The 23,658-nt window shown below is 59.0% G+C and carries 24 protein-coding genes; 6 read left to right on the forward strand and 18 right to left on the reverse strand.

Annotated elements, in window-relative coordinates; all coding sequences use genetic code 11:
- On the reverse strand, positions 1 to 935 hold a 935-nt coding region (locus APH42_RS22130; RefSeq protein WP_156352855.1), incomplete at its 3' end, for a hypothetical protein.
- Between the two features lie 244 nt (positions 936 to 1,179).
- Between APH42_RS22130 and APH42_RS30570 the strand changes: the two genes are divergently transcribed.
- The 4 genes from APH42_RS30570 (at position 1,180) to APH42_RS22150 (ending at position 4,627) form a co-directional block, all read left to right on the forward strand.
- Positions 1,180 to 1,509 carry a hypothetical protein gene (locus tag APH42_RS30570; protein ID WP_080952104.1) on the forward strand — a complete coding sequence of 110 codons (330 nt, stop codon included), beginning with the start codon at positions 1,180 to 1,182 and terminating at the stop codon, positions 1,507 to 1,509.
- A gap of 92 nt (positions 1,510 to 1,601) precedes the next feature.
- Entirely contained in the window at positions 1,602 to 2,570 is a 969-nt protein-coding gene (locus tag APH42_RS22140; RefSeq protein WP_060494215.1) for a DUF932 domain-containing protein, read from the forward strand.
- A gap of 75 nt (positions 2,571 to 2,645) precedes the next feature.
- The gene (locus tag APH42_RS22145) at positions 2,646 to 3,650 is read left to right on the forward strand and encodes a YqaJ viral recombinase family protein (protein ID WP_046785938.1); all 1,005 of its coding nucleotides are present in this window, start codon (positions 2,646 to 2,648) and stop codon (positions 3,648 to 3,650) included.
- A gap of 89 nt (positions 3,651 to 3,739) precedes the next feature.
- Positions 3,740 to 4,627, forward strand: a complete 888-nt coding sequence (locus tag APH42_RS22150) for a hypothetical protein (protein ID WP_046785937.1) — start codon at positions 3,740 to 3,742, stop codon at positions 4,625 to 4,627.
- 345 nt (positions 4,628 to 4,972) lie between these two features.
- Here the strand turns inward: APH42_RS22150 and APH42_RS22160 are convergent, their stop codons facing one another.
- A complete protein-coding gene (locus APH42_RS22160) occupies positions 4,973 to 5,320 on the reverse strand; it encodes a helix-turn-helix domain-containing protein (protein ID WP_060494216.1) in 348 nt (115 codons plus the stop codon).
- Positions 5,321 to 5,457: 137 nt separating this feature from the next.
- Here APH42_RS22160 and APH42_RS22165 point away from each other — a divergent pair, with 137 nt between their 5' ends.
- Positions 5,458 to 5,811, forward strand: coding sequence for a hypothetical protein (locus APH42_RS22165; protein WP_060494217.1), 354 nt, complete (start codon positions 5,458 to 5,460; stop codon positions 5,809 to 5,811).
- Positions 5,812 to 5,856: 45 nt separating this feature from the next.
- Positions 5,857 to 6,645: a hypothetical protein gene (locus APH42_RS29485; protein WP_080952103.1), complete on the forward strand. Its 789-nt coding sequence runs from the start codon at positions 5,857 to 5,859 to the stop codon at positions 6,643 to 6,645.
- Between the two features lie 593 nt (positions 6,646 to 7,238).
- On the opposite strand, the gene panC is transcribed toward APH42_RS29485, so the two are convergent.
- From panC to APH42_RS22245, 16 genes are all read right to left on the reverse strand, one after another.
- On the reverse strand, positions 7,239 to 8,114 hold the full coding sequence (gene panC / locus APH42_RS22170; protein ID WP_060494218.1) for a pantoate--beta-alanine ligase: 876 nt from the start codon (positions 8,112 to 8,114) through the stop codon (positions 7,239 to 7,241).
- Positions 8,115 to 8,118: 4 nt separating this feature from the next.
- Positions 8,119 to 8,670, reverse strand: a complete 552-nt coding sequence (locus tag APH42_RS22175; protein ID WP_046785933.1) for a glutathione peroxidase — start codon at positions 8,668 to 8,670, stop codon at positions 8,119 to 8,121.
- Positions 8,671 to 8,694: 24 nt separating this feature from the next.
- A complete protein-coding gene (locus APH42_RS22180) occupies positions 8,695 to 9,897 on the reverse strand; it encodes an MFS transporter (protein ID WP_054573056.1) in 1,203 nt (400 codons plus the stop codon).
- Positions 9,863 to 10,720, reverse strand: coding sequence for a cache domain-containing protein (locus tag APH42_RS22185; RefSeq protein WP_046785931.1), 858 nt, complete (start codon positions 10,718 to 10,720; stop codon positions 9,863 to 9,865). The genes APH42_RS22180 and APH42_RS22185 overlap by 35 nt, the downstream gene beginning before the upstream one ends.
- A 58-nt stretch (positions 10,721 to 10,778) precedes the next feature.
- Positions 10,779 to 11,903: an acyl-CoA dehydrogenase family protein gene (locus APH42_RS22190; RefSeq protein WP_046785930.1), complete on the reverse strand. Its 1,125-nt coding sequence runs from the start codon at positions 11,901 to 11,903 to the stop codon at positions 10,779 to 10,781.
- A 41-nt stretch (positions 11,904 to 11,944) separates the two neighbouring features.
- A complete protein-coding gene (locus APH42_RS22195) occupies positions 11,945 to 12,745 on the reverse strand; it encodes a crotonase/enoyl-CoA hydratase family protein (RefSeq protein ID WP_046785929.1) in 801 nt (266 codons plus the stop codon).
- A 2-nt stretch (positions 12,746 to 12,747) separates the two neighbouring features.
- Entirely contained in the window at positions 12,748 to 13,815 is a 1,068-nt protein-coding gene (locus tag APH42_RS22200; RefSeq protein WP_060494219.1) for an acyl-CoA dehydrogenase family protein, read from the reverse strand.
- Positions 13,815 to 14,963, reverse strand: a complete 1,149-nt coding sequence (locus APH42_RS22205; RefSeq protein ID WP_046785927.1) for an acyl-CoA dehydrogenase family protein — start codon at positions 14,961 to 14,963, stop codon at positions 13,815 to 13,817. Before APH42_RS22205 ends, APH42_RS22200 begins: the two co-directional genes overlap by 1 nt.
- 110 nt (positions 14,964 to 15,073) lie before the next feature.
- Positions 15,074 to 16,381 carry an amidohydrolase family protein gene (locus APH42_RS22210; RefSeq protein ID WP_046785926.1) on the reverse strand — a complete coding sequence of 436 codons (1,308 nt, stop codon included), beginning with the start codon at positions 16,379 to 16,381 and terminating at the stop codon, positions 15,074 to 15,076.
- Positions 16,382 to 16,514: 133 nt separating this feature from the next.
- Positions 16,515 to 17,792, reverse strand: a complete 1,278-nt coding sequence (locus tag APH42_RS22215) for a cytochrome P450 (protein WP_060494220.1) — start codon at positions 17,790 to 17,792, stop codon at positions 16,515 to 16,517.
- A 139-nt stretch (positions 17,793 to 17,931) separates the two neighbouring features.
- Positions 17,932 to 18,435, reverse strand: coding sequence for a carboxymuconolactone decarboxylase family protein (locus APH42_RS22220; protein ID WP_169774691.1), 504 nt, complete (start codon positions 18,433 to 18,435; stop codon positions 17,932 to 17,934).
- 1 nt (position 18,436) lies between these two features.
- Positions 18,437 to 19,612: a thiolase family protein gene (locus tag APH42_RS22225; RefSeq protein ID WP_046785925.1), complete on the reverse strand. Its 1,176-nt coding sequence runs from the start codon at positions 19,610 to 19,612 to the stop codon at positions 18,437 to 18,439.
- Positions 19,609 to 20,514, reverse strand: coding sequence for a 3-hydroxyacyl-CoA dehydrogenase (locus APH42_RS22230; RefSeq protein ID WP_046785924.1), 906 nt, complete (start codon positions 20,512 to 20,514; stop codon positions 19,609 to 19,611). Before APH42_RS22230 ends, APH42_RS22225 begins: the two co-directional genes overlap by 4 nt.
- A complete protein-coding gene (locus APH42_RS22235) occupies positions 20,511 to 21,377 on the reverse strand; it encodes a fumarylacetoacetate hydrolase family protein (RefSeq protein WP_060494221.1) in 867 nt (288 codons plus the stop codon). The genes APH42_RS22230 and APH42_RS22235 overlap by 4 nt, the downstream gene beginning before the upstream one ends.
- Positions 21,377 to 22,441 carry an amidohydrolase family protein gene (locus APH42_RS22240; RefSeq protein WP_060494222.1) on the reverse strand — a complete coding sequence of 355 codons (1,065 nt, stop codon included), beginning with the start codon at positions 22,439 to 22,441 and terminating at the stop codon, positions 21,377 to 21,379. Before APH42_RS22240 ends, APH42_RS22235 begins: the two co-directional genes overlap by 1 nt.
- 321 nt (positions 22,442 to 22,762) lie before the next feature.
- A complete protein-coding gene (locus APH42_RS22245; RefSeq protein WP_060494223.1) occupies positions 22,763 to 23,500 on the reverse strand; it encodes a TetR/AcrR family transcriptional regulator in 738 nt (245 codons plus the stop codon).
- Between the last annotated feature and the right edge of the window lie 158 nt (positions 23,501 to 23,658).

Consider the following 23,658-nt stretch of genomic DNA (forward strand, 5'->3'; position numbering starts at 1 on the left):
CCTTCCTGTCCGACCTTAGCCATCTCTGCCTCGCTTGAACTCATGCAGCTGAGGTAAAAATTGCGAAGAGGTGTGTTCAGTGGACAAATCCGGTGCCCCGGGGCGAACCGGTGGTACTCGTTTGGCTTGTAACCTTCTGTCCAGATGACCGCCGAGGTAAGTTGGCCATACTCATGTAGTGCGTGCTCAATGCGCGCGGCCGCATACTCCCCAAAGCCACCATAAGCTGGGGTGTCCCTATAGCTCTGGATCGCCTGAGCTATCTCATACTCCCCAGATTCTGGTCGAGTGCTACCAACCTCCATATCGTAGAGCTTGATGCTCCACCACCGCCTGAGTTCATCCTCGACGAGCGCAAGAAGCCAGCGCCGCCCCTCAATCCCCAGGTATTCATCCTTCCCGGCGAGGGTACGCTTGAGCAATACCGGACACCTAAATTCAAACCAGAGAACGGCGAGCAGGTAAAAGCCGCCACCCAGCAGCAACCAACTCAATGGGCCAACGGCTGCCTGGGCACCTTTCAGCTCAGGGGCGGCTTGAAGGAACGTGGCAATCAGGCCGCCCACTGCAGCCAGCTTGATACCTGTGGAAGATTTCATTCGCGACCAGAACGACCAACTCGTCATCTGGCGGAAACGGTGGTACGTCATCTCTTGCCTTGTGTTGCGTCGTTCGACGGGTGATGGCCTGTAGAAATCCTCATTCGGATATTGATCGAAGAACCAAGATATCCAACTGAACTCACGCCACCATTGGCGACGTTGCTCACGTCGATGCTCTTTCTCCGACTCAATCATTCGCCGGCACATCTCATCTGTGAACTCGAATTCTATTCGGGGCTTCTCGTTCAGGTCGTTTAGCTCGCTCTGTGATTCGAGTTCACCGGGTTCTTTCTGGGATATCAAATTCTCACTCCTTTGCTTGAATCGTTCCATTTGATCACCCGGAACGGGGCTCCACCTTCACGCGCACTTGTGCCTTGGTCTGCTTGATCTTGCGCAAGATCGAGCAAAGCTTACTGGGAGTGGCTGAACGGGGAATTGTTTCAGCACAGGTTGGACGGCCTACGCTGACTTTATCCGAGAGTCCTTAGGACAATGTGAGCAAGGCAACTGTTCTATTCAAAAAAAACTCAACCACACATAACTGCCCTGACATACCACTAAAGAGGTTCAACCCATGTCATTGCAGTGTCCCCGCTGTCACTCCCCCAAAGTTGCGTCCTTCCATCACGCCATGAAAGTCAGCGCCGCCATCGGTACCGTGGGCGGTGTTGCACGTGGCGTCAGCGCTGCCCTGGCTGGCGGTCAGGCGGGTGCAGCTATCGGCGCGTTCGCCGGCCCTGTCGGCGTCACCCTCGGTACCGTGTCGGGCGCCATCCTCGGCGGACTGGCCGGCGGCGTAGGCGGCTGCGCGCTCGGCGCTCAGCTCGGAGAGTCGCTCGACCGCCACGTCCTGGCTCACAACCTCTGTCTGCTCTGCGGTCATCGCTTCAACCTACCGACCTGATCCGGCTCCTCTCTCCTCATCTCATAACGTCCGGACGGTGCTGCGCCTCGCGCAGCACTTTATGCCCTCTTGCTCCCAAAGGAATCATTCAAATGGCACATCTCGTCGAAACCATGGCCTATGCCGGCGCCACTCCATGGCACGGTCTGGGCAATCAACTCACTCAAAAACAACCCATCGAAGTTTGGCAACGTGAAGCGGGCATGGACTGGCAGATCCTCGAAAGCCCCGTGCATTTCAAATCAGAGGTCACGGGCCACCTGGGCGCGATCCACTCTTTCCCGGAGCAGAAGGTGCTCTACCGCTCAGACACCAAGGCGCCGCTATCAGTGGTATCGCAGCGTTACCACACCGTGCAGCCTCGGGAAGTTTTGGAGTTCTACCGCGACCTCACCGAAGTTTCCGGATACGAGCTGGAAACAGCTGGCGTACTCAAAGGTGGTCGCAAGTTCTGGGCACTGGCGCGTACCGGACAAGGCGCCGCGCTCAGGGGCAACGACCAAGTCAATGGGTATCTGCTGCTTGCCACGTCGTGCGACGGCACCCTTGCCACCACGGCAACCCCGACCACCGTGCGGGTGGTGTGCAATAACACTCTGACCATAGCCCTGGATGGCACCAGCCGGGCGATTAAGGTACCGCACAACACCCGCTTCGACCCGAAGGTCGTGAAGAGACAACTCGGCATTGCCGTCTCGCAATGGGACGACTTCATGTACCGAATGCGCACGCTGGCCGAACGCAAGGTGCAGTGGCACGAGGCTTTGGGATTCTTCATGTCCGTGCTGTGCGAAACCAGCCCAACCGGTGCAATACCGGAGGTATTACCGAACGAGCGCGCCCTGCGCAAAGTCCAGGAGCTGTATGAAGGTCGTGGTCGCGGTAGCCAGCTCGAATCGGCCCGCGGCACTGCTTGGGGTCTGCTCAACGCTGTGACGGAATACGTCGACCACGAGCGCCGTGCGCGCAACAACGAATACCGCATGGACTCGGCGTGGTTCGGCCAAGGCGCTCAGATCAAGCAACGCGCCTTGGATGCCGCGCTGCGACTCGCGGCTTAAAGCCGCCCTCACCTCCCCTCGCGCTCGGTCAGTGTTGTGCTGGTCGGGCGTTTTTCCGTCTTCAAGGTGAACCGCATGAAAGCAATGTCATTGAACGGCAGTACTCGCAAGAAACGCCCAGCCCTGCGCCTGGTCAGCACCAAGGAGCTGCCGCGCTTGGACTGGCTGCAGATCCGCAAGCAAGGCATCGGCAGTTCTGATGCCGCCGCTGCGGTGGGGCTGAATCCATACAAGTCGCAGCTGGAGCTGTGGCTGGAGAAGACCGGTCGCGACACTGGACTGCCGAAGGCCGATCCCCAGGATGAAGAAAGCCCGATGTACTGGGGCAATGTCCTGGAGCCCATCGTGGCCTGGCACTACAGCAAGCGCACCAAACACAAGGTCCGTCGCACCAACGCCGTACTGCAGCATCCGGATCCGGAGTTGCCTTGGATGCTCGCCAACATCGACCGCGAGGTCGTCGGTACCGACGAGGTACAGATCCTCGAATGCAAGACAGCCGGCATAAACGGGGCACGCCTTTGGAAGGAAGGCGTGCCCGAGTATGTGGTGTTGCAGGTCATGCACCAGCTCGCCGTCACGGGCAAGCAGGCTGCAGATGTAGCGGTGCTGCTTGGCGGTCAGACGCTGGAGGTCCATCGAATTGAGAGGGACGAACAACTCATCGCGCGCCTGATCGAACTGGAGCGTAAGTTCTGGCAGCACGTGGAGACCGATACGCCACCGCCAGCCAATGGCACCGCTTCTTCCGAAGCGGCATTACGTTGTCTCTACCCGAAGGATGACGGCCAGATCATCGACTTCAGCAACCACGCCGGACTGAGCGCCGTCTTCATCGAGCTCAAAGCCGTACGCCAGTCGATTGCCGATAAAGAAAAGCGCGAGGCTGAGCTCAAGCAAATTCTGCAGCAGGCCATGGGTAATGCCAGTCGAGCTGAGTTCTCTAGCGGCTACGTCAGCTGGCGCAAAGCCAAGGACAGTGTCGCCCTCGATGTCGCTCAACTGCTTCAGGACAAGCCCTACCTGCAGGCCAAATACCCGCTGCTGAAACCCGGCGCGCGGCGTTTTCTGGTCGGCTGATTCCATTTTCTTCACCCTTCCCTCCCCTTGGCCAGTCCATGCAGTTCGCTCTGCATGGCTGGCTTTTTTTCATTTCCAGGAGAATCACGATGCTCAAAGGCTTAGCCCTGACGCCCCCTGTTCTCGGGCGCATCTCCATCGGCAAGGTCATCGAGAAAAACGGCAAGCGCCTGCCGGAAAAAGATGATCAGTTCACCATTACCTCTCAGGTACAGAGCAAGGACGGTTGGCTGTTGCACCCGCTCAACGACGAACTGCGTCAGAGCCATGGAGACAAGCTGCGAAACATCCCGGTGCGAATGCTATTCAACGAGCCGGAGTTGAATTTCCGTGCCGACTACACCTTGTTCGATCGACAGTCTGGACGGCCGCTATGTGTCGGTAATGGCGAGACCTGCAAACGGGTCACCCAAGACGGCATACAGTCGTTTCCTTGCCCTTCGCCCGACGCCTGTCCGCTGTCCCAGGGTAGAGCGTGCAAGCCCTACGGCCGGCTGAACGTGGTCATTGGCGACGACGATCCGCTGGGCAGCTTCGTGTTCCGCACCACGGGTTTCAATAGCATCCGGACCTTGGCGGCTCGCCTGCATTACTTCCAGGCGATCTCGGGTAATCGGCTAGCCTGCCTACCGCTGGAGTTGCGTCTGCGTGGCAAATCGACTCGCCAAAGCCTCGGCACCCCGATCTTCTATGTCGACCTGACGGTACGGGCCGGCATGGACATGAAGGAGGCGCTAAAGGCTGCCTGCGAGCTCGAATCGCAGCGGCAAACAGCAGGTTTCGATCAGACAGCCTTGGATAAGGCGGCACAGCGTGGCTTCGACAATGGTGCCTTCGAGGACAGCGAGGAAGACGTTAGGGCCATCGCCGAGGAGTTCTACCCTATCGAAGAAAACCAGGCACCAGCCGTTCTTCCTCAACGTACGTCGAAAATCAGCCTAGCCGAGAAGCTGGATGTACAAGCTGAAGCGCAATGAATCGACTGATACTTATCCCTACCGCTGGCTGAACAGGGATACTTTTGAGGAGAACATATTGATGAAACTGCTACGGGTCTTCCTTGCCATGCTCTTTTTCGCTGGCATCCTCGCAGGTAGCGTGGCTCTTCTGCTGCTGGTACTTCTAATAGTGCGGTTTCCGCCACTACTAATTGCCATGCTGTTGGCGTGCTGGGTTTTCTGCCGCCTGGTAAATACATTGGCGCCCAGCGGAGCAGATTCCTCGGCTCCATCGAACTAGACGCAATACGTAAGCTGCCAGCGGCCCTGGCAGCTCCAACCCAGCAGGAGCGTGAAAGCTCGGGCTTTCATTATGAAAAGCTCTTAGCCCCGACTTAGACGCGCCACCAAACGCTCCACGAACTCCAGCACCATCGCCCGATCATCCAGATTCAACGGGGTCAGCAGCGCCTGTAATCGACGTGCCTGATCCTCAGGACGCGAGCTGCCCTCGGTGAGTAGATCGGCTGTCTCGCAGCCAAAGATCGCCGCCAGTTCCACCAGACGCTCAACATTAGGCATCACGACCCCGCGCTCGATCCGGGAAACAGCTTCACTGCCTAATCCTAATCGCTCCGCGACCTGCTCTTGACTCAGCTTGCATCGCATTCGTTGGCGAGCTATCGCCTGCCCCACGACCTCAGCCAACTGCTTGGAATCAATTTTTGACATGCCACCCTCCAGATCAACCTGGATGGTTGAGCATCAACCTGTTGACATGAAGGGCCTTTCAAGATGAGACTCAACTCAAAAGGTCGATTTCCGACCTCTTGAAGATCTCCATACCTTGCAGGGAGCTGAGAAATACCATGATCGTCGTAACCGGTCTGAATGAAGCGCAGATTGAGGCTCTTGTGAAAAGCAAAGCATCCTTCCAGATTCACGGCCTCAGAGGCCAATTCATGGCAGGCATCAAACTGGTTGAAACCAAGATTGAAAGCCAGGGACTGAAGTGTCGAGTCAGAAGCGATGTGAAAAGTACCGTGGTACAGGGCGGCACACTCGGTGCTGTATTCAGCGTGCTGACAACACCTGCGACATTGACCATTGCAACACTAACGGCCGCGGCAGGTGTAGGCCATACGCTGGTTACATACAACCCCGACTACGAAATCATCAAGGACTACGTCAACAAAAAGCTCAAGATTGTTTACAAGAAATAGTCGTTTTGTTTACTCCACTCTCCCCGCCATAGTCAGAAATAAACCATGAAACGTATCTTTGGCATTTTTCTTCTTGCGTCCTGTGCTCAGGCTAACGCTGAAATTTCCGCATACCAAGGTACTGCGGCTTTCTTTCCTGATGAAACGTCACCGAGCGGCTTACCCGACGCAATCCCCTGTGTCACCAGACCAGCTCACACGGGTCAACCTATGCTGTTCTGCACGTGGCTTACCAGTACCCGTTACGTGGAACTCTGGGATGCGCAACGTCAACATAATGTGCGTTTAACTAATAAAGTCAATGGCATGTGTCAACGTGGCAGTTGTCGAGTTCGAGGTGCGGAGGTTGGCAACTGGAAAGAGGATACACCGTTCCAGCTCTCGATATGGTATCGCATAGGTAGCAGTACTGATGGCAAGCCAGTCGCATACCACATCAATACAACCCACCAAGTTTCCTACGCAAAAGCAGGCAGCCTGCTTATGAAGTTCTACATGGATTCCGGTGTCCCGAATAATGAACTGGTTTCGACCTTCGACAAACGGTACAACGGTGGTTGGGCAGCATGGAATCTGGAAAAAGACGGAGCTGCATCAGCCGCTTCAAACGGCCCTTCCACGCCTCGGTCCGAATGGCCAGAAGTCAAAACCGCTTGGTGTAATCCACGTCTGGATGACGACTGCCACATCAACAACAATAAGGTGCCTATAGCGGAGCTGGGTAAATGGTTGCCCGAGATCAGCGAATCGAATGCCGATCAGCTGGGCGGATATTGTGAAGCAATTCTCTGCTTCGATAAAAACGGCCAACCGATGGGTTATTTATTGCGATAGCTATTCTGAGCTCTGCTGAACCAGCGAATACTCAGCCGATTGGCTAATCTCAAGATAAGGGGCATGCGCCCCTTATTTATTTCAATGCAATATTATTTTTTGGTCACCTCAACCTTCGTATTCTGCGTTGCTTCGATCACCGCAAATTTCCACGCAAAGTTTCAAGCGTAGGATCCTCTACAGGGAGGGCAGCAATCGGCTAGAGACGAACAGGGGGTAACTAACATCAGAACAGCAGCTTATGTAATAAATGACCGAACACTATCCAACAGCGGGCCACGCACTCATGCCTCGCTTCATTTGTACAGCACCAAGAACTTTGAAGAACCACTTTTCGTTCGCGATCAGCTAGCAATCGCTGCTTGTAAGCGCTGGAGACACCTGCTGGACTGTTTGGGTGCGAAAGACAAAAGCACGCAAAGGATACGTTCTTTCCCAAACAGGAAGCCAGGTCGAACAGGCTGGTTGGTTGATCTTCTGGATGATTCGTTTTCTCCGCTCGCAGATTGTAATTGCAACTGAACCCGTAGAGAGCTGTACAATCGAAGGGGTAATCACGCGGTAGGTAGCTCCTGTAGAAGAAAATCCGCCTCTCACTTCAAGGTGGAAACGACCGCTGGAAAGAGAACATCGACCACAAGGTTGTCGATAAGCCGCGTCTTACCTAGACGAGCCGCAACCAGAATCACCCAGTGGTCGTCATCGTGTGTCGCCGGTTCCAAGCTCTGCGCGTTTCTGACCTCCAGGTACTCAAGCTCGAACCCTGCAGCCTCTAACCGCCGTCGGCAACCATTCAATGAGGGGCCGACCTCCTGCCCTAGCTTTAGCAATGACGCTAGGTCCACCAGGCACTTGTGCAGCAACGGCGCCATCGAACGTTGCTCCTCACTCAGATAGCCATTTCGGGAAGAGAGTGCCAAGCCGTCCTGGGCACGAACTGTCGGCGCCCCCACGATCTGCGTCCCTATGTTGAGGTCTCGCACCATTGCACGGATGACCGCTAACTGCTGGTAGTCCTTTTCACCAAAGATCGCAACGTCCGGCTGGACAACATTCAGCAGCTTGATGACCACCGTCGCCATGCCATCAAAATGGCCAGGGCGCGAGGCGCCACACAACCCTTGAGAAACTCGTGGCACCCTGACGAGAGTGACATCCTGCATTCCATCCGGGTACATCTGTTCGACGGTGGGTGCAAACAGCACATCGCATCCTACAGCCGCCAAGCGGTCCTTGTCGGCTTGCAGCGTTCTGGGGTAATTGGCCAGATCTTCGCCAAGCCCGAACTGAAGGGGGTTGACGAAGATACTGACCACCACGACGTCGGCCTTCTGCCTGGCCAGCTCAACCAACGCGATATGCCCGTCGTGCAAGTTGCCCATGGTGGCCACCAGCGCTATCTTGCTGTGCTCGGCACGCAGGTGCCCAAGGTGTGTGTGAAGCGCCTTGACCGTACCTATTGTCAGCACAGATTTATACCCCTCTGGCCAACTGAGCGTCGATTGCTTCGAGCAAGCGTGGGTCGTCAGCCGCCACATCGGGAGCGAAACGGGCGACAACCTTTCCCATCCGGTCTACTAGGAATTTCTCGAAATTCCACAGCACGTCCGTGCGGTTATTAGCCACGATGCCATAGCCCTTGAGCCGCTCCCTGAATGGGCCTTCACCAATCGTCTCGGGTTGCGCAGCCGTGAGCTCGGCGTATAGCGGGTGCCGATCTTCGCCGTTGACCGACAGCTTCGAGAACAGCGGGAATTGTATACCGTAGTTCAACGAGCAGAACTCGGCGATTTCAGTGTCGCTGCCGGGTTCCTGCTCCTTGAAATTGTTAGCTGGGAAACCCAACACCTGCAGCCCTTGGTCTTTCTTGCGCTGATAGAGTTTTTCCAAACCTTCATACTGTGGGGTTAGCCCGCACTTCGAAGCCACATTGACCAGCAATAGAACTTTGCCGCGATAACGGCCAAGGGTGCTGGCTGTGCCATCGATCTGCTGCAAGGAAATATCGTAAATGGAATTGCTCATGACTACTGCCCCTAAAGATTGAGTTCAACGGTGGAAAGAACTGGATTTCCAATACAGGTGAAGAACTAGCCCCCCAGCGCTCCCTGACAACAGTGCAGACCAAAGGAACACCCAAGCGTAGCCGTAGCCTGCAGCAACCAGGCCCAGCGCCGGCCCTGCCACCCCGACTGCGACGTCAAAAAACAATGAAAGTGCACTGAGCGCCAAGGTTCGGTTAGCCGCCGGGATCATCGCCAGCGTTTCCATGCCTAGCCCTGGATAGACCCACGACACGCCGATGCCAGTTAGGGTGCCCCCTGCGATCACCAGTGTCGGCGACGGTGCCAGCCCGACCAGCAGCAGGCCGCTCGTCTGTACCAGCAGGCAGCCAGCAACCACCGCGTAGCCGCGCAACCGGTGCAGAATGCCCGGCAATGCCAGCCGCGCCACGATGAAACCCGCACCAAACCCGCTCAGACAAAACGCCGCACCCTGCCAACCCAGGCTGTCGAAATACAGTGCGACGAATGCCATGAGCCCACCGTATCCAACCGAGCTGCACATGAGCACCATCCCATTGGGCAGCACCGCCAGCAGTACCCGATGAAAGGCCAGTCGTACCCCAGCCACTATCGGCGCTGGGCGCTTGACCAACGCCATGAACACAAATACCAAGGCCAGCAGAGCACTGCACAACCCGACACTGGCAATGCCGAACGTATTGCCCAGTAAACTTCCCAACGGCGCGCCAACCGCCACACCGCCATAGGCCGCGATGCCGTTCCAAGACATCACCTTGGCGGTGCTGGGCACACCGTTCAGGCCAATCGCCCAGGTACAGCAGGGCGTGGAGATCATGGCGGTACACAGACCTAAGATGATCCTGCCCAGCACCAGAAGCACCAGGCACAGCGACACTGGAGCCAGCAGCGTAAGCGCAAGCCAGGTCAACAGGCCGCTAGCGATCAGGCCACCGAGCCCGCACAGCACCGAGCACCTGGCCCCAAAGCGGTCCGCCACGCTGCCAGCCAGCGGCCGTGCAAGCAATGTAGCAACGTACTGCACACCGATCACAGCGCCGGCCAGCACCGCGCCCAAGCCGAGGTCATGAAGCACGAAGCCCGGCAGCACCGCCAGCGGCAAGCCGCTGCATATGTACCCGATGAAATTGAAGCAGATGATCGAAAGGATCTGCGCATTAGGATGCGCCGGCCTACTGACCGCTGTAGTATCCCAGCGCAACCACATACCCGTTTACCCGCTGCAATAAGGTTTTCTTGAACTCGTTCTGCCCAGTGATGGGGTTGCGCCACAGGTAGTCGAGTTCACCGGTTTCATGCTGTTGCATTTGCCGCAACATAGCCTCGCCAATCGGCTGGCCATCGGTGGAACGCAGCGACTTGAAATCCGTACCGATTAGGCGCGGCAGGAAGCCATGGGCAACGAAGCGCTGGCTCTTGATGTCCACCACGAAGGCATACAGGTCACCCTGAGTGAGCTCTTTGTCGTGCTGGTTGATGAGGGCAAAGGCCGCGTTTGGGTCCTTGTGCACTTGGTCCACGACCCGCTGCAGCAGCTCACGGGCCTGTTCAAAGCTGGAGCGCGGCATGTAATAGCCCACGGAGATCACCCGCTCGCCTACCCGTTGATAGAACACGCGCTTGCGCTCTACCTTGGCATGTTGCCAGTTCCACCAGCGATACTCGGCGCTGCGCACGGTGCCATCAGCGGGCTGCTCGATAGCTTGACGAAACGCGGCCTTGAGGTCGTCGTCCAGCACGCTCACCACCGGTTTGCCGACCAGCGACACCGATGGCCCGCCGCTGGCCAGCATCACCCCAGAGGTATCGACCACGTAGATGTACAACTCGCCATCGACGAACTCACCCTGGCGGCTGAACTCGGCCAGGGCGTTATCGCCGCTGGCCTGATAACGGGCCACCGCCTTCGCCAGCAGTGCACGAGCGCGCTGGCTTTCAGCATCGTAGACGTCACTCGACGGCGGCTGCGCCATGGCGAACAAGCAAGCAAGACACAAGCAAACACCTGTGAACGCTCGATAAAGGCTCATTGTTTTCATTTCTCCGGTGACCTTACTGGCAGCACTGCCACGCCCTGCCCGTCGGCGCCTAAAGCGTGCGACCGATAATCTCTTTCATGATTTCCGAGGTACCGCCGTAGATCCTCGCAACACGCGCATCGACCCAGGCTCGGCTGATCTTGTACTCGCTCATGAACCCATAGCCGCCGTGCAGTTGCAGGAATTCGTCAAGTAGCTTGCCCTGCATCTCCGAGCCCAGCAGTTTGGCCATGGCCGCCACATCCGCGGGCAGCTCACCGCGCATGACCTTGGCCAGGCAATCATCGACAAATACTCTCAGCATGGTGAACTGAGCCTTTGCTTCGGCGAGCTTGAACCGGGTGTTCTGGAAATCCAGCACCGGCTTGCCGAATACCTTCCGCTCCCGGGTGTACTCGATCGTCTCTTCCAGTAGCGTCTGGATCGACTGGGCGGCGCGAATCGCGATGATCAGGCGCTCCCATGCCAATTGATGAGTCAGGTACTTGAAGCCCTGCCCCTCCTCTCCGAGCCGATTGCTGGAAGGCACCCGCACATCGTCGAAGAATAATTCGGCGGTGTCCTGGCCCTTCAAGCCAATCTTCTCTAGCAACCGTCCCTTGGAGAACCCCTGGCACCCCTCTTCCACGCAAATAAGGGTGAGCTCCTTGGCGCTGAGGTCGAGTTTGGTCGCGGTCACCGTCAGGCCTGCATTACCCCCATTGGTGATGAAGGTCTTCTGCCCGGAAACGATATAATCATCGCCCTCCCGGCGCGCCAAGGTCCGCATCGAGCGCAGGTCGCTGCCGATACCTGGCTCGCTCATGGCGATCACACCAATCAGCTCGCCGCTGACCATCCGGGGCAGCCAACGCTGTTTCTGCTCCTCGCTACCGTAGGCGACAATGTATGGGGCAACGATCTCGGAGTGGGTAGTAAACCCCACCGCGGTTGCATTGGCACGCGCCAGTTCTTCGATCATCACCGCCGAGTGGCCGAAGTCCCCGCCAGGCCCGCCGTACTCCTCGGGTACCGTAGAACACAAAAGTCCGGTCTCCCCCGCCTTGAGCCAGACCTCCTTGGGCACAATGCCGTTCTTTTCCCACTCATGCAGGTAGGGCACGATCTCACGATCGACGAACCGGCGCGCTTGTTCGCGGAACATATTGTGGTCTTCACGGAAAACGCCACGCATCTTCAATACTCCAAAATTCCGTCGGTTGTGCCTTTATGCGGTCACCGATCGAGGTAGTCGGGATTTCGCTTTTCGACAAACGCCGAAACGGCTTCTTGATGATCTTCAGTGTGGTGGGCCAGCGATTGGTAAGCCGCCGACAGCTCGAGCAATGAGTCCAGGCGCATGTGCTGCCCTTCGCGCAGCAAGCGCTTGCACAGTCGCAGCGAGTGCCCCGGGTTGCTAGCGATGCGCCCTGCCAACGAACGCGCTTCGGCCATCAAGGTCTCGTGCGCGCACACCTGCTCAACCAGCCCCCATTCCAGGGCCTTGACCGCATTGATGGTATCGCCGGTAAAGGACATCAGACTCGCCTTGGGAACGCCGATGATTCGCGGCAGCAACCAGGCACCGCCATCGCCCGGCACGATACCCAGGCGTACGAAGCTCTCGGCGAATACCGCCGAGGTGGATGCCAAGCGGATATCACACATGCAGGCAAGGTCCAGGCCCGCTCCAATCGCGGGCCCGTTGACGGCGGCGATAACCGGAATGTCCAGGTCGTACAGCGCCAGCGGAATGCGCTGAATGCCGTCACGGTAAGTGTTACGCAGCTCATAGGGCGAGCCTGCGAAGATACCAGCACGCTCGTGCATATCCTTGACATTGCCGCCGGCGCAAAAGGCGCTGCCATTGCCGGTCAGCACCATGACCCTGACGGACTTGTCGCGACGCAACGCGGCGCACAGATCGACAAACTCCTGGATCTGCTCCGGTGTGGTCAGGGCATTGCGGGTGTCCGGGTGGTTCATGCGCACAGTGACGATACCGCCCTCGCGCTCGATCTGAAGAAAAGGGGTCATAGTCAATTGCTCGCAAGGCCGGTCAATGGTTGCTTGCCGTGGTGGGTCAACAATGGCCAGAATCCGTCGCTGCCACCCTGGCAGACTTGTGCGCCCAGGCGTTGGCTCCAGAGGCTGGCCGAGCCAAACTCGCTGCGCCATGCCCACAGCCGTCGGCTGAGCAGGTGAAGCGGGTATTCCTCGGTGAAGCCAATGGCGCCGTGTACCGAATGGGCGATGCTGGCGCCGGCACTCGCGGCGTCGGCGGTACTGATTTTCGCTACGGCGATGGTCAATGCCGCGAGCCCGTCGTCGGACTCGCAAAAGGCTGCTTCAGCGGCAATACTGGCAGCGGCCGTCTGTTCGGCCAGTACCGCCAGCTGTTGCTGGATCGCCTGGAACGACCCGATAGCCTTGCCGAACTGCTTGCGCTCTCGCGCATAGTTGGCGGTCATGTCCAGCAACGCATGCAGCGCACCGGCGGTCTGCGCCGAGCGGAGCATCGCGCCGCCAAGTTCCAGGACATCGACACCGAGGCCATCAGGCAGCTGTGCGTGGGCAACTACGCGCGCACCACGGAAGACCAGGTCATCGCGCGGCTCTCCCGCCACGTTGAGGCTGGGGGTGAGTTCGCAGGCCATGCTGCGTCGCAGCAACACCACCTGCGGTGTACCTGCATCGGTGGTGGCGACGGCCACCACGGCATCTACATTGCGCCCCCAGGGTACGGCGCGGGCGGTGCCGCTGACGTGCCCATCGATCAGGGCCAAATCGGCATGGGCGGCGATGCTCAAAGCGCCTTCGTGCCCTTCAAGGCCCGCCTTGCTCAGCAGCCAGTTGGCCAACAAGGCCTCGCCCAGCGGGGCCGGCACCGAATAGCGCCCGGCGGCTCGGACCATTACATAGATATCCGCCCAGCTGGCGCCCGCGCCGCCTAGCGCTTCGGCGGCGCCCGCTAGGGTAAAGCCTGACTCATCGAGTGCAGACCAGAGCTCGGCTGGCCACTCGCCGCCCTCGCAACCAAGCACATAGGCCGGGGTGGACAGATCGGCAAACAGGCGTTCGATCATCGTCTCAAATAATTCGCGCATTATCGCAACTCCAGGCCACGGGCAATGATGCCGCGTAGAATCTCGCGCGTACCGCCACGCAGTGAAAAAGACGGCGCCATTTGCGTCAGGTAGGCCAGCACCCGTGCGTATTCGCTGCCACCGACCTGGCGCGGCTCGGTGTCCAGCAGCAACTGCGCGATTTCCGGCAGTTCCTGTTCGAACACGTTGCCCAGGTCTTTCACGCACGAGGCGGCCCAGGCCGGATGCTCCCCTGCAGCCAGTTGTGCGGTGACCGACAGCGACATGTTGCGCAACGTCAGTAGCCTGGCCGATAGGCGCCCGATCTCCCGTGCCTGCAGGGCATCGGGCACCTTGCCCAACGCGTCGATCAGGCTGGTGAGCAGCGCCATGCAACTGAGAAAGCGCTCTGGGCCGCTGCGCTCGAACGCCAGTTCCGCAGTTACCTGCTCCCAGCCCTTGCCTTCGCTGCCGATCAGCGCGTCGGCGGGTAGGCGAACGTTGTCGAAGAATACTTCGTTGAAATGCTCACCCCCGGCCAGGTCGCGGATTGGCCGGATGGTAATCCCTGGCAGGCTCAGGTCGACGATGAATTGCGACATACCCTCGTGACGCGCGGCCTGTTTTTCGCCGGTGCGCACCAGCGCAATCATGTATTGCGAATGGTGCGCGTTGGTGGTCCAGACCTTCTGCCCATTGAGCAGCCAGCTGTCGCCCTCGCGTAGCGCATTGCTCTTGATCGAGGCCAGGTCCGAGCCGGAATTGGGCTCGCTCATGCCGATGCAGAAGTAGCTTTCACCCCGGCAGATGGCAGGCAGATAGCGCTGCTTCTGCTGCTCGGTACCGAAGCGGTTGATAAGCGGCCCGCTCTGGCGGTCGGCAATCCAATGGGCCGAGACCGGCGCACCGGCAGCCAGCAGTTCCTCGATGACCACATAACGCGCAAATGGCCCCGCCGCCGCGCCACCGTAGGCTTTGGGCAATGCCATGCCGACCCAGCCACGGGCGCCCAGCTGCCTACTGAATTCGGTATCGAAGCCCATCCAGGAATGGGCACGCAAGGTCGGTGGATAATCGGCCAGATGGGCCTGAATGAATGCCCGGACGTCGGCGCGAAGCGCCTCGGCCTCGGGAGGGATGGAGTTGTAGCTGAATTGACTGATGGCCATATGCGCTCTCTAACGCTGAACACAGGCGCAATCGCCCCGCTTGAGGCGACCACAGAACCGCCCCCTTGCTTCAGCCGCCGATGCGCGACACCTGAAGCAAGGTGGGCGACTTACAACGCGGTTTGCGCGTCAGCCTGGGCGAACATCGCATTGATGTCGCCGGAGGTGACAGGCTTGTTGTCATGGCGTCCATGGTCGGCGCCGCCCAGGCCTAGGGCGGGCTCGATGCTGACGTGTGTGGCCTGGGCCCGCAGCGCACCCACCGTGCAGTTTTCGCGACCGTGGATGGAGAATGGGTCGAAGGAAAACTCGCGCATCGCATTCAGATGGGTGACCTTGTCGATGACGTCCTTGGAGAGGTGTTGCAGCCCTTCCCAGGCGGTTTCCGGCGAGTTGGGCCATGTGCAGTCGGAGTGTGGGTAATCGCTTTCCCAGGTAACCATGTCGGCGTTGAGGAAATCCAGGTTTTTGAGGCCGAAATTGTCCTCAATGAAACAGGTGATGAAGTGCTTGTTGAAGATATCGCTAGGCATCTTCCCGCCGAAGTTGGAGTTGGTCCAGGCGTTGTGATGGCGGTGAGTGAAGTCAGCACGCTCTAGCAGATAGGGGACCCAGCCGATGCCCCCTTCGGACAGGGCCATGCGCAGGTCGGGGAATTTCTTCCACATTGGCGCCCAGATCCAGTCGGCCGCCGAATTGGCGATGGAGATAGGCATGGACGTGATCCAGGCATCAATAGGCGACATGTCAGACGCATGATTCGCTTTCACGCCAGTACCGATATGGCAGCAGATGACCACCTTGTTGTCGCTACAGGCCTTCCACAGTGGGTCCCAATAGTCGCTGTGAATCGACGGGTAACCATGGATGGCCGGGTTATCCGACAGCGAAATGGCATGCACGCCTTGCCGTGCCAGGCGCTCGACTTCAGCGGCGGCGGCCTTCATGTCCCACCACGGTACGATCATCAGCGGGATGAAACGGCCCGGAGCGGCGTTGCACCAGTCGTGCAGGTGCCAGTCGTTATAGGCCTGGATTGCAGCCAGCGACACGGCGCGGTCGCCGTGCACTTGAAAGCGCTGGCCGGCAAAGCCCGGGAAGGTGGGGAAGCACAAGGAGCCCAGTACGCCGTTAGCGTTCATGTCGTCGACACGGTCCTTGATGTTCCAGGTGCCACGACGCATCTGGTCGTAGCCCAGCGGCTCCATGCCGTATTCCTCTTTCGGCCGGCCGACTACCGAGTTCAAGCCCATGTAGCCGGTGGCCTGCTCCTCGAACACCCAGACGTCGCGCTCGCCTTTCTTGACCACATGCGGCTCGCGCCCCTTGAAGCGGGCCGGCATATGGCGGGCAAAGGCATTGGGCGGCTCAATCGCGTGGTCATCGACACTGACGAGAATCAGATCTTCAACTTTCATGGCTATCCCCTTCGCATTCGGGCTTGTTGTTGTGAATGAAGCATAGAGCAGATTCAACTAAAATTAAACACTTTTTTTGTTTGTGTTCATATTTAGTCGAATGCAAGGCTATCAGCGACGACCAGGGGCTGCTTCAATCCCACAGCACATGCAGGTAATGCGGACCGCGCAGCTGCGCGCCTATTATCTGCGGCGCGGGCTTGCTCTGGTCTAGGCGGATGTTGGGCATCAGGTCGAGAATCGCGTTCAGCGCGCAGTTGATCTCGGTCTTGGCCACGAATTGGCCGATGCACATATGCGGACCGAAGCCGAAGCCGAACGAAGGCTTCGGTTTGCGATCGATGTCGAATACGTCGGGGTGTTCGAAGGCGTCTTCGTCGCGGTTTGCGGAGCTGACAATGCACTGCACCATCGCCCCTTGCGGGATAGGTACACCGCGGATCTGCAGGTCTTTGGCGGCCTGGCGCACCTTGAAGGTAGCCACGGGCTCGAAGCGCACTGCTTCATCGATGGCCTTGTTCACCAGGCTGCGGTCATTGCGCACCCGCTCCAGTACTTCAGGGTGCTGGAGCAGGAGCGACATCAGGGTGCCGAAGGTACGGGTGGTGGTTTCACTGGCCGCCGGCAGCAGCGAACGCACGAAGGTCGCGATTTCATGATCGTCCAGGGATCGGCCCTGGTACTCGGCCTGGATCAGGCGACTGATGAGGTCGTCGCCCGTACCGCCCTGCGCGCGGCGATCGGCTACTACGTCCTTGACCACGTCATACAACGCCTGTGCGGCGTGCATCGCCGCGCCACGCGCCGCCGCGGCCTTCTCCGGGTCAACCTGAGGACCCGCCAGGATCGCCAACGCCCAGGCCGCGTACTGCTCGATCTGCTCCGGCCGGTCTTCCGGGAAACCGATCAGCGAATAGATCACACGGATGGGGAAATACAGCGCGAAGTCCATCAAGTCGGCCGACTTTGCCGGCACCATGGGCTTGAGGTACTCCTCACGAATCACCCGGTCAATCCTGGTTTCTTTCCAGCGATTGACGGTATCGGGCATGAACACCGGTTGCAGCAGGCTGCGGATGTTCTTGTGCGCCTCGCCATCCATCGCGGTCAGTATCAAACCGTCGAAAAAGGCGCCCAGACCCTCGGCGATAAAGCCGCTGGTGAAGTTGCCAGCATCGCGCATCACAGCCATCACGTCGTCGTACTTGAACAATGTGAAGGTAGGCCGTGCGGCGTCCAGCCCGGCGATGGATGGCACCCCGAGGCGCGCCATGAAGTTGTCTTGCAGTACAGGGGAATTGGCGCGCATGTCGCGATAGGTCGCGTGCAGGTCGATATCATTGGTACCACGGTAATTGCTGGCTACGTCGGAAAATGCCTTGGTCAGATCGCTTTGTGCCGGTGTGGACATGATCATCTCCGGTTTTATTGTCATTATTTTTAATGAGTTTTTGGTATGGGCCCTCTATGGGGTTTGATGCCAGGCCCTACTCGAGTACAAATGAACAAATACTGGTTTTATGGATACTAAAATTGATTCATGTCCGCCTTTAATACGCTTGCTGCACCAGCGTCATACGCCCGCCCGCCAGCATCAGAGCGCAGTACATACCCAATTCAGCTATCTGTGCGGCAGAAAAATACGCAGCGAGCTGGCTAAAATGCCGGTCGTCGATCGCCAGGTAATCGCTGGCAAACAACTCGGCGTAAGTCAACGCCGCCCTTTCCTCGGGGCTGAACCGGGCGTCGTCGCTCGCCATGCAGGCGATGTCCTGTTCGGTGACGGTGTCCGACTTACGCGCCAGTTGGCAGGCCCGGCAGGTGGTGATGCTGGCGATCTTCAGGCGTACCAACTCGCGTAAGCGCTCGGATAGCTGGCTGTCGCTATGCAGGCACTCCATCAGCCCCAGCCAGGCCAGGGCAGCCGCCGGGCGGTGCGCCCAGACCTGAACCGGGGTGATGGAACTGAGCATGCGGCTGCGCTGCCCGCGGTCGACGGCGTCCCGCAACGCGGGCGGCATGTCGCTCAGGGCAACCAGAGGCAGGCGGGCCACTTCAATCGAGCCGTTCAATGATTGTGGCGGTGCCCATGCCGCCAGCGCAGCAGATGGCCTGCAGGCCGAAGCGGTCACCGCGGCGCTCGAGCTCATTGAGCAAAGTGGTCATCAGACGCGCGCCACTGGCCCCCAGAGGGTGCCCCAGGGCAATGGCACCGCCGTTGACGTTCAACTTGTCGTGAGGCACGCCGGTTTCCAACATCCAGGCCAGCGGCACTGAGGCGAAGGCTTCGTTGACCTCGAACAGGTCGATGTCATCGAGGTTCAACCCCGCCTTTGCCAGCACCTTGTGAGTGGCGGCGATCGGCCCGGTTAGCATCAAGGTGGGATCAGAGCCGACCGTGGTGAAAGCACGGATGCGTGCCCTTGCCCTGAGCCCAAGCTTTTTCGCCGTGTCCGCATTCATCAGCAGAAGCGCGGCGGCGCCGTCGGAAATCTGCGACGAATTGCCGGCGGTGATGCGCCCCGTCTCTGGACGAAAACTGGTCTTGAGGGTCGACAGCTTTTCCCGCGAAGTATCCCGCCGAATGGTTTCATCCCGGCGCAACACACCATCAGGCTCGATCAGGGATCGCTCCTTCAGATCATCGACCACGACCGGAATGATTTCATTGTCGAAATACCCGGCGTCGCACGCAGCGGCGGCGCGCTGGTGGCTAGCAAAGGCAAAATCATCCAGGGCATCGCGGGTGAGCGACCATTTGTCGACGATCCGCTCGGCCGCTTCACCTTGGCTGGTCAACTCATAGTGCTGCGCCGCCATCCAGCCGAAGGCCTCACCATGTAGGTCACGGTTGCTGCCCATAGGTACGCGGCTCATGTTTTCCGCGCCACCTGCCACGACAACCTGCGCCGCACCGCTGGCAATTGCGCCAGCGGCCAGATGCACCGCCACTTCACCCGAGCCGCATTTGCGGTCGATAGTCAGGCCGGGAATGCCGACCGGCCAGCCAGCCCCCAACAGCGCGGTGCGAGCAATATTGGCCGACTGCTCGCCTATCTGGGTCACGCAGCCGAAGATCACATCTTCGACTTTTTCGGGAGCAACATCGACACGCTCGAGCAAGCGACTGATTACCAGCGAGCCTAGATGGTCGGCGCGCACGCCCGCCAGGCTGCCGCGAAACCTGCCAATGGCAGTACGCACCGCATCAACGATGACGACGTCGCTCATAGTGCACTCGCCTTGAGCCCGGACCCCGGGACCTGCTTGCCATCAACATAGCGATACACGCCCTGCCCTGTCTTGCGTCCGAGGCGGCCGGCCGCAACCATCTTGATGATCAGGGGGCAGGGACGGAACTTCTCGCCCAACGTCTGGTGCAAATAGCGCAATACCGAAAGCCGCGTGTCCCAGCCAGTCAGGTCACCCAGCTCCAACGGTCCCATCGGGTGATTGAAGCCCAACCGTAATGCGGTATCGATGTCCTCTGCGGTAGCGGTGCCTTCCTGCAGCATCCACATCGCTTCGTTGCCCAACAGCGCCGACATCCGGCTGGTGGTCAGCCCCGGCGATTCATTGACAATGATCGAGGTTTTGCCGATCTGATCGCACAATGCGCGGGTGCGCACCACCACCTCGTCGCTGGTGGCCAGGCCACGCACCAGCTCCACCAGTTTCATCTTGTGCACCGGGTTGAAGAAATGCATGCCGATGACCCGCTCGGCGACATCTACCGACGTGGCGATCTCGGTCACACTCAGAGCTGAGGTGTTAGTGGCAATGATGGCGTCGGCGGCCAGCAGCGGAGCAGCCTGGCGGATGACCGCCTGCTTCACCGCCAATTGCTCGGAGACAGTTTCCACCAGCCAGTTCGCACCGCTGGCAGCTTCGTCCAGGTCACTGGTGGTCAGCAGGTTGACCAGCGAGCGCTGTGCGTGTTCCTCGCCGACCTTGCCCAGGCGCACTCCATCGCCAAGGATTTTTTCGATACTGGCCCGCGCCTGGGTCAACGAAGCCGCATTGGTATCGACCAGAACGGTGACGAAACCGGAATTGGCGAACGCATGTGCGATGCCGGTGCCCATCAGCCCTGCACCCACGACCACTACTTTCTCTTTGTTGTTGGCGTTCATGTGTGGTTCTCGATTAGCTGCGGTTTTTTGCCGACTACATTTCGCAATGTGCCGATGCCTTCGACGCTGGCCTCAACCACGTCGCCCTCCTTGAGATACAGGCCAGTACCCATGCCGACGCCCGCCGGCGAGCCGGTGAACAGGACGTCGCCCGTGGCAAAGCTGGAGCGTTGCTGCACGAAGCGGATCAACTGCCCCACGTCCCAGGTCATCTCCGCGGTGGACCCGTCCTGGCGAATCTCGCCATTCACTTTCAAGGTCAGGCGTAACCGCGGGGAGCCTTGCGCAAACTCGTCCTTAGTGACGATCCACGGGCCGAGGCCCGTGGTCTGGTCCTGGCTCTTGGCGGCGAACAGGTCCATGCCGATGCCGGGCGGCCCGCTGCGCTGCAGGTCACGCGCACTCACGTCGTTGCCGACGGTGTAGCCGAGCACGCAGGCCAGCGGGTTTTCAAGGTCGATCTCGCCCGTGCCGATCACCGCCACCAGTTCAACCTCGTGGTCGAGTTCTTCGGTCAAGGGTGGAAAGCGTATTGGATCCCTGGCGCCGATTAACGCACCGTAGGCCTTGAGGAATGCGACCGGCTGCGCCGGTGCGTTCAATCCGAACTCCACCAGGTGCTTGGCATAGTTGGCGCCCGCCACCACTACCCGATTGATCGGTTCGATCGGTGGAAGCAAACGCACTTTCGACAGCGCCAGCGCCGGGCCGGCGAGCCGGACGGAGCTGATACCCCGCCCAGCCGCCACGCCCGGCGCCCAGTCCCTGAAGTCGCCGGAAATAGGAGTTACCTGATCCTGGGCGACATCTACCACAGCCCAGAAAATACCGACTGCTGGGTGCTCACAGCGTGCCAGCTTCATCAGGCACCTACCTTGCCCAGCTTGGTGGGATCCAGATGCAGCAGGCGGCAGGCGTTCTCATAGCGGATCTTGCGCAGATCGGCATCCGAAAGCTTCAGGCCATGGGTCAGGTCATGACGCACCGCATCGCTGCCGCCAAAGTTGCTGCCGTACAGCACATGGTCGGCACCGATGATATCGACCAACGCCTGGCGCATCGGCACTTCGTGCAATTCGACATCGAAGTAGAAGTTCTTCATGTAGTCGAGCAACGGCTTCTTGTTGTATTTGACGTCCAGGTTCTCGTTGGTCTTGGCCAGACGCCCAAGCTGATACGGCACGTAGCCGCCGCCGTGGGTGATGTAAACCTTGAGGTCGGGGAAGCGGTCCAGCACGCCACCGCAGATCAGGTTCCAGAAGCAGCGACTTTCGTCGTACTGCATGCCGACGATGGCGGTGGTTTCGTAACGGTCGTCGTTGGCGTTCTTGCCCCAGGTGACCGACTGATTGTAGCCGTGGATGAACATCGGCAGGTCCAGGTCGCAGAGGGTGCGCCACACCACGTCAAGCTCCGGAGAATCGAACTCCAGGCCGCCGAAGTTGGCACCACCTGCCACCATGCCCTTGGCCCCCAGCTCGGTACAGGCATAGCGCAGTTCGGCGGCGGCCGCCTCGGGCGCGTTCAACGGCACGTGGGCCCAGAACATCAGACGGTCCGGGGCCGCCGAGCAGTACTCAGCCAGCGTCGTGTTGACGGTACGTGCAAATGGTACGGCGAACTCGGCCTCGGTCCAGTACATGTAGCAGTGCGACGGCACCGAGATTACCTGCAGGTTCTGCCCTGCCGCATCCATCCCGGCCAGGCGGACTTTCGGATCCGCCCAGCGCGCGAAGTACTCTTCAAGCTTGGGGCCGTTGCCAGAACGCACGGCCGCCTTACGCTCAGGCGAACCGAGCCCCAGAATCCATTCCCCCACCCGCAGCTTGATATCGCCATCGGCGTACTGTTCGAAGAACGGCCCCCAGTGCGGGTGCTGGTTGTAGTAACCCGGATGGGGTGCGTGAGCGTGCAGATCGATAAGCATGTGCAGGTACCTCGAAGTTGGCACTTTTTTGTTGGTTTGCAGCGGGGTGCCTTTGCGTGGTCACGGTCAACCGACGCGGGAAGGGGAACAGCAAGGCTCGCTACTAGGCCAGAGCTTAAAATTAATTTGAGCAGAAATCAAAATTCTGTTCACATTATTTTCAAGCCATCCTGAAACCCTCGAGGCAGAGCCTGCCCCCAACCTAGGAAAGAGGGCTTGAACTGACCAACAAGCGCAAAAATGAGGAAGAGGAATTTCGACAACCCACAAAAAACCCCCGACTGACGGGGGCTTAGGTGTACAGAATGGCGAAAGAAGGTATCAGCGGCGGGTGCGCGAGGTAGACCCCATGATCAGTGCGCCAAGCAGCTTTTTCACGCGTACCGGGAATAGTCGGCGCCCCGCCGCCTCCGGCACCAAGATTTCACTCAACACATAGCGAATGATCATTTCGCAGATCAGCTCCCGATCCAGGCGTACGCCTAGGCGGTCGTCCCAGTCATCAAAGACAATGCCAAGGCCATCCTGAAAACGCACGATCGAGTCGTGGAAAATCCGCCGAAAGAATCCCAGCGCATAGTCTGGCGCCACCACCAGCAGGCGCCGCGCACGGCTTTGCTCAAGGTAGTTGTCGAGGTAGGCGAACAATGCGTTCAGCCGCGCTTCCGGATCACTGGTGTGGCCCAGCTCCTGCGACAACGAGGTGTGGAAGCTTTCACGCTTGTGCCGTGAGAAGGTGTCCAGCAGGTCTTCCTGGGAAGAGAAATAGCGGTAAAAGGTCCCGCGCGATACACCCGCGACCTGGCACACATCGAGAATGGAAATGCGATCGGCGCCCGACATCAGCACCACTTCTTCGGTCGCCTTTAGGATGTTGGCGATGGTTTCTTCCGAACGGCGGTTGGGCTTGACCTTATTGACTGCCGCTGCCGGGCCATTGCGCCGCTCGACGGTGTTGACGGCCTTGGGGCCGCTCGCAGGGGTGTCAGGTGCGGCTTTTTTCCTGGTTTTGGCAGCGGCCTTAGGCGCTTCAGCCACCTGAGTTACATTTTTTGGCATGGACTTGCAGGCTCGTGGAGAGTAATGATGAGGCAACGTTAGCACAGAATCTGCGCACAAATAATCGTATATGTTCAACTTTATGCTAAAGACAATTTTGGATTTTGCATTTAGAATCAGGTTCTCTATTTAAAACAAAAACCAGGCAGACCAGCAGT

Origin of the sequence: Pseudomonas sp. NBRC 111140, from assembly GCF_001320885.1 — a bacterium.
GTDB lineage: Bacteria > Pseudomonadota > Gammaproteobacteria > Pseudomonadales > Pseudomonadaceae > Aquipseudomonas > Aquipseudomonas putida_P.